This window comes from Candidatus Brocadia sinica JPN1, assembly GCF_000949635.1.
Taxonomy (GTDB): Bacteria; Planctomycetota; Brocadiia; order Brocadiales; family Brocadiaceae; genus Brocadia; species Brocadia sinica.
The window spans coordinates 363,728-374,782 of record NZ_BAFN01000001.1 but is presented as its reverse complement, the minus strand read 5'-3'; the positions used below and the strand labels follow the sequence as shown (position 1 = coordinate 374,782).

The following is an 11,055-nucleotide window of genomic DNA, read 5'->3' as shown; positions in this document are numbered from 1 at the left end:
AGTTTTATAGTAAATTTCCAGGAACTTGTCAAACAGATTCTTGAAAAAACGGTTGACATAGTCTCCTGATATGTTATGGTGTGCAAAACAAGGGGGCAGATCAGGAATAAAAAACCACGAGAGAACAGAGGAGTAAGAATTTTGATTTTTTGATAGAAAATCGGAAGGAAAATAAAATGAGAATAAAAATAATCCTCTCAGCAGATAAATCCGGCATCATTGACTTCAACTATCAACATCAGCTACAAGCCATTATTTACGAATTTTTGTCTAAATCGAATCCTGATTATTCCTCATGGCTGCATGAGCAAGGTTACGTCTATAAAAACGATAAACGATTCAAGTTCTTTGTATTTTCCGGTATCACATTCCACAAGCAAATCAAGATCATCAGTTCAAACTGCTTAAACGGCTTACACGGTTTGAACTGTTCTGAAGGTTTTTCATTCAAAGCTTCTCAAACCAATCCCTTTACCTTTTCTTTTCAGATCGCATCCCCGGTCGATAAATTCATCCAGCACTTAATAGACGGTATCTTCCGGGAAGGAAATGAAATAACCCTGGGGCGACAGCAGGTAACTATTCACAGGGTAGAAACCCTTCCGGATCCTTTGAACAGTTTAAACAGTTTAAACGGTTCAAGCGGCTTAAGCGATTTAAACCGCTTGAACGGATCGATCGGTTTGAATTTACGCCCCTTAGAATCTCCCATCTTCATCAAAAAACCCATGCCATACGGCCAGCATGATGTCTTCTTATTTCCGGGAGACGAAGATTATAAAGAACTCCTAAACCAAAACCTCATTCACAAATACAATACCCTCTATGGCAAACCTTTTGAAGGCGAACCGTTGAAATTCGATTTCCATGCTATCAAGGGAAAATCCGTGAAACAGTTTACCATCTTTAAGAAGGGATTGGACGGCAGCACAAAACCCATCAACATAAAAGGGACATTACAATCCTTTACCGTAACCGGGCCAAAAGAATTGATCCGGATCGGCCTTGAGTGCGGTTTTGGACAGAATAACAGCATGGGATGCGGATATGTGGAAATGAACAGGGATGGACAGGATAGACAGGATAACTTTGTAAAGACGCAATATCTTGCGTCTTTGAAACAGAGATAGACGGGGTAGGAATGATAATGAATGGGAGTCAGAATTGTTGTCAAATAATACAAGACTTCCAAGCCAATTCATAGAAGTGCGTATTTTTTTTAAATGCCGGAAAGTTGATTCTAAGTTTTTTGGCTAACTAACCCGAACTAAATCAAATAAAAATGATATATTATTGTAAGGAACGTTGATTTATTATAAGACGATAAAAGTTCACAGTATTGATAATCTCTTCCGACATGTTCGGGTATTATGAGACTGGATAAAGGACAAATTGAAGTGGTGGATGATGCTATGGCAGAAGTGCTGCGCCACAAAACACCTGCAGAAAGGATTTGCATTGGTTTTAACTTGTGGATATCAGCGCGTAATATGCTCATGACTTATCTAAAAAAAACTCATCCTGAATGGGATGCTAAAAGACTTGCCCAGGAAGTGACCAGGAGGCTTACGCATGGGGCCGTTTGAACTGCTACAAAAGATTGTTGAAATCCTTGAACGACTTCGGATTCCTTATCTGGTAACCGGGTCTGTCGCTGCTATGGCATATGGAGAGTCACGATTAACGAATGACATTGACATTATAGCAGATATAAAAGAAGAACATATTCCCGGCTTGCTCAATGCTTTTCCTATTCAGGAATTCTATATTAGTGAGGAAATGATAAGGAATGCAATTCGTTATAGAGGACAGTTCAACATTATACATCCGGCATCAGGTCTTAAGGTAGATGTAATCGTAAAGAAAAATACACCATTTGACGAGTGCCGGTTTAAACGGATACATCGTATCTATCCTGCTGAAACATACCAGGCAAACTTCTCATCACCGGAAGACGTTATGATAAAAAAAATGGAATTTTATAAAGAGGGTGCTTCTGAAAAACACCTGAGAGATATTACCGGAATCCTCAAAATATCAGGTGACATTATAGACATTGACTACATCACTCAATGGGCAGATAGATTAGACCTTCGCGAAATTTGGAATGCAGTATTAAGACGGGTAAAGGAATAATGGTAACAGCTAAAAAAGATGCATTAAAGACGATATCTGTTTAAACGGCTTAATTGGTTTGAACAAAAAAATGAACAGGGATGGACAGGATAGACAGGATAATTTTGCAGAGACAGGGTTTAGTTAGGTTGCCTTTGGCAGCTACTTTTAAGCTTCCCTCTAGAAAGAGGGGTTAGGGGGTGTGTTACAGGATTTTTGGTCAGCCACGCATGAACCCGAAGAGATACTGGGCGGCTTTTAACAGGGAGAGACAGGATAGACAAGATAAAATATCCCGTTCATCCTGTACATCCCTGTTCAAAAGGTCGTTGAAATAAAATACCCTTTCATGTAATTCAAAGTATGTTTTTGTATAGGGAATATTTACACAAAAGGTAACAGAAAAGGTTTTGCTGATGAAGGAAATTTTTCCAATCATCCACATTATCGGTTTGCCAGGTGCCGGGAAAACCACTCTGGGAAAAAGATTATCAAAGAAGTTGAATCTGCCGGTATTTCAGATTGGTAATTACCGTTCAAAATATCCTGCAACGCCTCTTGGTAAAGCCGATGCATGGCTTGCGCTCTATTACGATCTATCCAGGCAAAGGTGGAGAAATTGCATCTTGGAAACTACGGGCTTGAACTGTAGAGAATCATTTCTGAAAACAGCCCTCCCGCTGTTGCAAAGGGTGACGGTAAAATTAGAGGCGCAGAGGAAGATTCTCTATGAAAGGATTCAGAAGAAAAAGAAAGACGAGCAAGGCGGCGAGTGGTTATTTAGCAAAAATTACCGGGATAAATACGAGTTTGTAAAAAAGTTATTTAAGGATTTCAGGAAGGTATCCGCCGATATTCGGATTGATACAACAAAACTTAACCAGGATGAAGTCTATAAAACGGTTATGGAAAAATTAAAGTGGTATAGAATTTAATAATGTAACTCTGTTGAACGATTTAACGGTTTACTCGGTTTGAACGACTTAAACAGTTTGAACGGCTTAATCGGCTTGAACGGTTTTTTTCTGCTTGATCGATTTCAGCGGTTTGAACGGATTCTCCTGTTTAAACGGTTTGATCCGCTGGTACAGCTTATCCGGCTTGAACGGTTTAAACGGCTTAATCCGCTTAAACTTTTTTTTATAAGGGAGACAACCATGTACTTCGAAGACCTTGAAGTCTGGAAATTAGCAAGAGGATTGACGAATAAGATTTACAAAGTTACATCCAACGGTGCATTTTCAAAAGATTATGGACTAAGAGATCAAATCCGTCGTGCCTCTGTTTCAGTCATGTCAAACATATCTGAAGGACACGAACGAGGAGGCAATCAGGAGTTTATCCAATTTTTATCGATTGCAAAAGGATCAAGCGGAGAAGTGCGCAGTCAGATATACGTTGCTTTGGATCAAGGCTATGTTGGTGAGAATGAATGTAAGCGATTAATTGACGACTTTAAAAAACTGTCAATTATGATAAATAACTTCATGGAACACCTGAAAGGCAGCCGGTATAAAGGCCCAAAGTATAAAATGCCAGAGCGAAAAAGTACGAAAGAAACGCTAGATGAAATAATGAAGAAGATTAAAGCAAAAAATGATTTAGAAGTTTAATCCGCTTAATCAGTTTAAACCGTTCAAACAGCTTAATCGGCTTAAACGGTTTGAACTGTTTACTCGGTTTGAACGGTTTCTTATCGGTTTGAACAGCTTGTATTCGGCTTAATCGGTTTTATCTGTTTTACTGCTTGAGCTGTTTTTTCAGTTTAAACGGCTTAAACGAATTCTTCGGCTTAAACTGTTTGTTCGGTTTTACTGTTTGAACTGTTTGTACGGTTTAAACAGTTTGATCGGTTTTACCGGCTTGAACAATTTGAACTGCTTGAACTGTTTTATCGACTTGAACGGTTTGTACTGCCTTTTCGGCTTAAACGGTTTAATCGGTTTCATCAGCTTGAACGATTATTTTTACCGGAGGTTAACCATGCCATTATTTAATTGGACAGGGAATCCGTGGGTGGATACGGGGAGGAAATAAGATATGGAGTATACGCAATTTCAGAAGCATGTAATTAACAAATTGAAAGACGGTAAGTCGCTGCTTCTTGTTGCTCCAACAGGCTTAGGGAAAACGCTTGCCGTTACAGGTGATATCCAGGATGGTTTTTGTAAAATGGTTTATGCCGTTCCTTTGAGGTCACTTGGCAAGGGAATTCAAAAAGAGATTTCCAGCCTGAACCGAAATGGTAAGCAGATACCAGCTGTTATCCATCACGGAGATATTCAGGAAAGTAAGTTGTTCGGTGAGGAGGTTGTCATTACAACCTATGATCAGGTTGTTTGTGCTGTCCCTGGCTTGCCTCTCAGTCTTCCACTAAAAGCAGGACATGCCGTAGCAGGGGCATTGCTGATGTCGCGTCTGATCTTGGATGAAACTCATTTGGCTTGGAGTATCTCTGATAAAGCTCTATCAATTTTACTGGCTATCATAGATTTTAGACAAAAACTTGGTTTGCAAACTATAGTGCTTACAGCCACTTTGCCAAAATCCGTGGTATCAATAATTTCCAACCAATTGGGTTTGGAATCGGTTATCGTGGGTGAAGGAGAGGTTGTAGAAGATGAAGGGCTTCAACTCCGTGAAAATCACAGAAAAGTTACTATCTCAACGCTTGAACTGAAAAACAAAGGAAAGGGTGAGGATAAGAAGCTTGACTGGCAGCAACTTGATGACAGATTGAAAAATACTCAGGAGAAAAGGATATACTTTGCGAATACAGTAGAGCGACTGCAAGAAACCTATGGCCGATTGATAAAGGCCGATGTAAGTGCCGATAAAATTATTGTTCTCCACAATCGTATGCCTCGGTCATGGCGGGCTGATGCAGAGGAGAGGGCGTATGCTTGTTTTGGGAAGGGATCGCAGGATGGTGATTGGATTTTGCTGACAAATCAAGTTGCGGAAGCAGGTCTTGACATTTCCGCTCCATTAGTCATTTCTGACCCTGCGCCTGTGGACACTCTGGTGCAAAGGGCTGGACGATGCGGAAGATGGTTCAGAAACGGTGAAGCCAAAGGGCAGTTCATTGTTTTAAAGGCGACTAAAACGGAAATAGAAAAATTGTCCTTGCCTTATAAATCGGCGTTAGTCATGGCCGCTTTAGAATATCTTCCGGCAGATCAACTACTTACTTGGACAACTGAACAATCATGGGTAAATCAGGCTTGGGGCGGTGATTCTAAAAAAGCTGTCGAATCAGTAGAAGAATCGCTGAATGAAACAACCTTTGCCTTAAACCTTTTCGACCGTGCCGCACAGGAGCAGAAACCCGGCGAGATTGCAGGCGTATTCAGGGAGATTCTATCTTTGGAAGTTGCTATCGAAGAGGGCGAGTCGGTGCACATAGACGACTTGGCGCAGCGTGATCTGCAATTTATGCTCATGCAAGGTAAACACCCTGAAACATCTTCTATTTCTCTTGGCAGCGCATGGGGGTTAATAAGGAAAGCGCCGGGCAAGTGCGTTGTAGTTCGGCATAACGAAGATGGAGAATTAATTATCACACCGACTGATTCCGTTAGACTTGGCGATATCTTGATTGTTCCTTCATCTGTAGCCTATCTGCACAGAACTAAAGGACTGTGTTTCGTCAAAGATGAAAGTGAAATGCAAGATGCAATTCTTAACAGCAATTGGCTGGATAAGAGGGAAAGAACGGAAGAATCTTTTAAGAAAGAAGGCGGAAAGCTGCAAACCCTTTGTGACCATACCGCCGGTGTTATGGAAAAAGTTCATCAGCGTTTTACGGAAAATGGCATGTATCGTAAGACACTTATAAAGATTCTTCAATTTCTCGAGCCTGATAAAGATGCTAACGCTCTTGCTGATGTCGTTGTAATGTTGAGTATCATTGCTGCCGGCTTTCACGACTTGGGAAAGGCGGATAAGAGATGGCAGGAGAAAGCTGTAAAAATTCAGGGTAAACACATTTCGGAACTTATTGGCCGCACTTCAAAAACCGGAGATTCTATAGGTATCCCACATACACCGCCTGGGTATAACGCCATGATAAAAGCCTCTGATTTATTGATTGGCTCTCTTGGTTCGTCTGAATATCTAATCCGCTCTATTGCGCTGTCTGCGGTCCGCCACCATTCAAGCTTTTTGAATCCGTCTCAAGTAAGGTATCATTTTGAACCTCATCTGCAAACAGATAACTTTATAAAAGATGTCTTAAAAGCCGTTTCTGACTCTGAAACAATATTAAACCAATCCGGTGAAATCCTTGAAGCCGCAAAGAAAACTCCCTCACCGGAAGATGTGCCGCTATTATTACCGAATGTAGACCTCTTTCCCATCTATGCCCTTGTCGGTCGTGCAATTCTTTTGGCTGACAGGGAGGACGCCGCAGGGGAGGATTTGGAGATGTGGAGGGAAGAACTATGATGACTTTTGATTGGTCAAAGGCATCGTCAACTCTAAAGGACTTTGGAGGAAAGCCGGTTACATTGTCTGTCCCAAAGACCGGCTTGCCGTTCTTTGATGTATTACAACTTTATGGAGCTATTGATTTATACATTGGATTGCGGGAGGATGTTACAATCTATGACGCTGGGAAGGAGTGGGAAATTACCGGAAGGAGACGCTCCCATTTGGATGGCCGTGATGAAAGCGCATTTAAACAAGTGTGGGACAAGAAACGGCCGGATGCCAAAGAGTATTGCAGTAATCATCTGCAACCACATTTATTCAAGAAACAAATCATTTCTGAGAGTTATTCCATAGAAGGAGAAAAGAGATATGACTCGGCATTACAGACAGGAATCAGGGGCATATCGGCATACAGTTACGAAACTTTACAAACGGGTCAGACATCCAAACCTGAGTGTAAGGCTAACATTCCATTAGGTCAAGGATTGCTTGCCTTTGCCGGGAAGAAGAGAACGGAAAGTTTAGGAAACATTTTATTTTTACCCGTGTTTGAGGGACGAATTGATCTATCCAAAGTCGTAAGCCCTTTACGTGCCTGGCTTGGATTGCCAAATGTTATCTGCTCGCAGGCATTAGCTTTGTTGTCCCTTAAATCATCGCTTTTTTCGGAAGGCTACGAAAAAAGGTTGTCTGCGGTCGCTTTTAACACTAACTTGGGAAGTCAACGAAGCGATAACTATTCTGGCTTGATTTCAATAAAATCAACAGCCATAGACAAAATTGAGACTGCTGATTTCGCAGTTCATGGATATCGTATCTTTAGAACGTTAGTAGGCAAGGGGTGGAGTAAGAAGGGAAGAGATTATAAGGCTACAGAATTTGCTTCTGATGCCCTTGCAATGGCTTATTGGCTGATGCAACCGGTGGGGAAGCATTTATCGTCAATGATTACATCACAGGAACGATTGAAGGCTAAAGGATATTCACACATTTTCATAAAACAGGAATATGTAAAGGAGGTGTTTAGCATGAGCTATGGGGATTGGAAAGGGGATCATGAGGCGGTACGCAAGTTTGCAAAAGCCGTGGCATCAGCCATCTATTTTGCACGACAGAGCAAGGCTGGTGAGGGTGAAAAGGGCAAGGTGTGGTATGACGAAGTTGTTATGCTTCGTTCTGCACCTTCAGCAAGAGCCTTCCGGGAAAGGGCTTTAATTCTTCTCGAACAAGGACATCGTGAGCATGGACAAATTGGAACAGTTCACAGGAAAGAAGACTACAACCCTTCAGCGTTATTGGCAAGCATTGGAGAGGGACGTGACTTCGAGACTTTCCGTGATCTGTTCAGGATGTATCTAATTCAAGAGAGTACATATAAACCGAAAGAGTCGGAACCAGAGATTTCAGATGCAGATGCCTCTGAAATAAATAATTCAAAAGAGGAGGAACAACAATGAAACTATGGAGCATATCTTTTGCCTATCGCTTGGGGCTTGGTTTTCATGCCTTAAACAATGAGGGGGCTGACGGAAGTAATTTGATGCAGCCCCGTCGTATTGATGTTGGCAGCGTGACTTATGATGGAATAAGTGGTGAAATTATCAGGCGACATATTTTGGAAAATTTTGTTGATATTTGCCGGAGCCAAACAATTGCAATGCTGCCATTGAGCGAAGGTTTGCATCCAGATAGAGGCCCAATTGGAATCCGTTCGGCTGCAAGAAATAATAACGCCGCCGCTGTTACGCTCGACGCAAACAACCTTTTTTCAAGCGTTAGAGCAGCAATAGAAAAATGTGCTGTCCTTGATGCCGGTGGTTTTCTTGCCGCATGGAAAGATGCGCAAGGTGGTGCCAATGCAGGCGATTATGTGGCAGAAAGCGATTACATTAATCGGTGTTGCGCCACGCTTGGAAGCGTTGACCCTGTGAAAAGAGAATCCTGCTTTGATGTGGCTTGGCTGATTAGCGAAAATCCTCAAGACTTAACTGTTACTCAACATTCTGCATTTCGTGATTCGGCTTCAATGAATAGTCGCTATGCTCAATCTATGCGCTCCAATACTTATGGTGGCGTCATTCGAGCTGATCTGCACCGTATTGGAACTGATGACTATTGGTATTTGCAAAACAATAAACCGCGTCTTGCCGTAACCGAACAAGACCAGAAAAAGCGTCAAATAGCACTTATTGAAGCGATAATAAACTTTATTGCCTCACCAACGGGCGCAAAAACAGCAGGATGGGCGCCCCATGTATTTCTAACAAAAGGGGCAATTCTTTTGACCTCTGCCAGAACAGCGCCGTTTACTTCGCCGATAAAGGTGGATTTAACTAATAATGATAAGCCTGTGCAGGCAGAGCCGTCCTATGCAGAAACAATGAAGAACTTGGCAAATGATAAAAATGAGAATATGGACAATCCAAATGCTGATACATGGGTATGGACATTTAAAGATGCACAGCAACTAATAAGTACTATACCTCAGATTAAATCCAAAATAGAGGGAAATAATAATGTCGAGAAAAAAGGGCAAACCAAATCCTGAACCTGCTGTGACAGTTCCAGGACTTCCATTAAGTTGGCTCAAGGCAGCGTATAAGTTCCATACCTACGCCTACCGTGATCCACGCTCTGCCTTTGCATCAGCAATGGGGTCGCCGGTTGTTTCACCAACAACCGTCTTGCTTGGAATTGCTTCAACTCTATTTTCTTTAGGAAAAGAAAGCGAGGCAAAATCTTTTCTCGGTGTTGTTCACCATTGCAATGTTGTAGTTGATGCGCCTGATGGAGTCATATTTTTCAGGGCATTCCATCAATTAAGGAGGTATGAGACAGACAAGTATGACAAGCAAAACCCTCGTCTTGGATTGACCAACATTAACCAGGGAACTCGTGAGTACGGCTTGGTTGAAGGGCAAACTACCGTTTATGTGGGAATTCCTGAAGAACATCGTGTGGTGGCAGAAGTGGCAGAATTGGCTCTTACAAATTTGGGGCATTTGGGAACACATGATTCGATGTGTTCATTAGTTGGCAATGTGGAAAACTGCTCTGAACCGAAAGCTGTGGTTTACATGCCGCCGGAACAATGGAAAACTAATATACAATCAGGTTGTACGGCTGTAACGCTTTCACGGTTTAAGAATATACCCCTTGAATCAACCTTGCCCCATTGGTGGATGGCTGGAGGAAAAGACACGGAACAAGTTCCATATTTTATTAAAGGTAGATTTGAAGGAACAAGCAGAGGTAAAATTTATCGAAAAAATTAAAAGGATAAATCGACAATTTAACGATTTGATGGAGTTATTAGATTTGTAACTTTTAATTTTATGGCATTATGCCATCGGTAAGGATTTCAGTGCGAGGCTAAAATTATCGTTGAATCGGCAGTATAAATAGCGTGGTTCAAAGCAGGCATGAAGAAACACACCTTTTTATCCTATTAATAGAAGGGAAAAGGGCAAGGTAGACACAGGATGAACATGGATAGGTACGAATTTTTGTTAACAGGGATGAACAGGATGAACAGGATGAACAGGACAGGAAAATATGCTGAAATATCCTGCCTATCCTGTTAATCCCTGTTAAAATAGCACTTCTTTATAAAGTTGTACAAGCTTATTGGCCTTGATATAATGCCTTTGGAGGTCGATTTATGACTGTTATTGATATGATAGCGAAAGAGTTTCACCTGAATCCCGATGAACTTCTCAGGGAAAGCATGAGGACATATCTTCACCAAAAACTGGCAAAGATAGAGGCAGATATATTTCTCATTGCAAAGAAATATGGTGTAAAAGACGTCTTTGAACTGGATTCTAAGGCAAAAGAGGGATTTATCAGCGAAGAGGATGCTTACGATGACTACTTTGTCCTTGATAATCTTGAAGCCGAACGGGAAAAAGTAAAAAAACTTCTGGAGAAGGTTTAATGCCTTCGATTGATGAACTCAGAAAGATTGCAGAGATTGAATTCGCAGATATCGTAAAGGATTCCCTGATTGTTGACCATAAACTGCGAATCTTCCTGGTTAAACACGGTTTCATTGATGTCAGTCTATCACAGAAACTACCTGATAAATTCGGCTTCCACTGGGAAGTGACAGACACTGATGGCACTATCTTCCGATACGATAATTTTCCTGATAAAAATTGGAGCAATGTTTCCTCCTATCCATATCACTTCCATAACGGGTCACAAATGAATGTGGAGGCATCCCCTTTTCCTCTGGCTATTTTGGAGGGTTTTAGGGCGTTCCTTGAATTTGTCAGAGTCAAAATGAGACTTGCAGATCAGCCGGTTTAAATAAATGGACACGCTTTTAAAGAGTGGAAAAAGGTTTAGGGACAGACAGGATGAACAGGATAAGAAAATATACTGAAAACATCCTGCCTATCCTGTAAAAATAATTTGGAAACACTGAAGTGAGAAAAAATGTATTGAACGAAGTATGTTGTGGTAGTACGATGTATATACAATGATATACGTTCAGAAAATTCACGG

11 protein-coding genes are annotated in these 11,055 nt (G+C 41.4%); all 11 read left to right on the top strand.

Going from position 1 to position 11,055, the window contains the following annotated elements:
• The first annotated feature begins 176 nt into the window (after nt 1–176).
• Nucleotides 177–1,130 carry a CRISPR-associated endoribonuclease Cas6 gene (gene cas6, locus BROSI_RS01685; protein ID WP_052561774.1) on the top strand — a complete coding sequence of 318 codons (954 nt, stop codon included), beginning with the start codon at nt 177–179 and terminating at the stop codon, nt 1,128–1,130.
• Nucleotides 1,131–1,370: 240 nt separating this feature from the next.
• A complete protein-coding gene (locus tag BROSI_RS01680; protein ID WP_052561772.1) occupies nt 1,371–1,586 on the top strand; it encodes a hypothetical protein in 216 nt (71 codons plus the stop codon).
• Nucleotides 1,573–2,136 (top strand): hypothetical protein, encoded by a 564-nt coding sequence (locus BROSI_RS01675; RefSeq protein WP_052561771.1) that lies wholly within the window; start codon nt 1,573–1,575, stop codon nt 2,134–2,136. Before BROSI_RS01680 ends, BROSI_RS01675 begins: the two co-directional genes overlap by 14 nt.
• Nucleotides 2,137–2,531: 395 nt before the next feature.
• A complete protein-coding gene (locus BROSI_RS01665) occupies nt 2,532–3,050 on the top strand; it encodes an AAA family ATPase (protein ID WP_052561767.1) in 519 nt (172 codons plus the stop codon).
• A 222-nt stretch (nt 3,051–3,272) separates the two neighbouring features.
• Nucleotides 3,273–3,728: a four helix bundle protein gene (locus tag BROSI_RS01660; RefSeq protein ID WP_052565579.1), complete on the top strand. Its 456-nt coding sequence runs from the start codon at nt 3,273–3,275 to the stop codon at nt 3,726–3,728.
• Nucleotides 3,729–4,155: 427 nt separating this feature from the next.
• On the top strand, nt 4,156–6,561 hold the full coding sequence (cas3, locus tag BROSI_RS01655) for a CRISPR-associated helicase Cas3' (protein WP_052561765.1): 2,406 nt from the start codon (nt 4,156–4,158) through the stop codon (nt 6,559–6,561).
• Nucleotides 6,558–8,003 (top strand): hypothetical protein, encoded by a 1,446-nt coding sequence (locus tag BROSI_RS01650; RefSeq protein WP_052561762.1) that lies wholly within the window; start codon nt 6,558–6,560, stop codon nt 8,001–8,003. Before cas3 ends, BROSI_RS01650 begins: the two co-directional genes overlap by 4 nt.
• A complete protein-coding gene (locus BROSI_RS01645) occupies nt 8,000–9,094 on the top strand; it encodes a hypothetical protein (RefSeq protein WP_052561760.1) in 1,095 nt (364 codons plus the stop codon). Before BROSI_RS01650 ends, BROSI_RS01645 begins: the two co-directional genes overlap by 4 nt.
• Nucleotides 9,063–9,821, top strand: a complete 759-nt coding sequence (locus BROSI_RS01640) for a hypothetical protein (protein ID WP_052561758.1) — start codon at nt 9,063–9,065, stop codon at nt 9,819–9,821. The genes BROSI_RS01645 and BROSI_RS01640 overlap by 32 nt, the downstream gene beginning before the upstream one ends.
• Before the next feature lie 386 nt (nt 9,822–10,207).
• Nucleotides 10,208–10,483: a hypothetical protein gene (locus BROSI_RS01635; RefSeq protein ID WP_052561756.1), complete on the top strand. Its 276-nt coding sequence runs from the start codon at nt 10,208–10,210 to the stop codon at nt 10,481–10,483.
• Nucleotides 10,483–10,857, top strand: coding sequence for a toxin-antitoxin system TumE family protein (locus tag BROSI_RS01630; protein ID WP_052561754.1), 375 nt, complete (start codon nt 10,483–10,485; stop codon nt 10,855–10,857). Before BROSI_RS01635 ends, BROSI_RS01630 begins: the two co-directional genes overlap by 1 nt.
• The last annotated feature ends 198 nt before the right edge of the window (nt 10,858–11,055 follow it).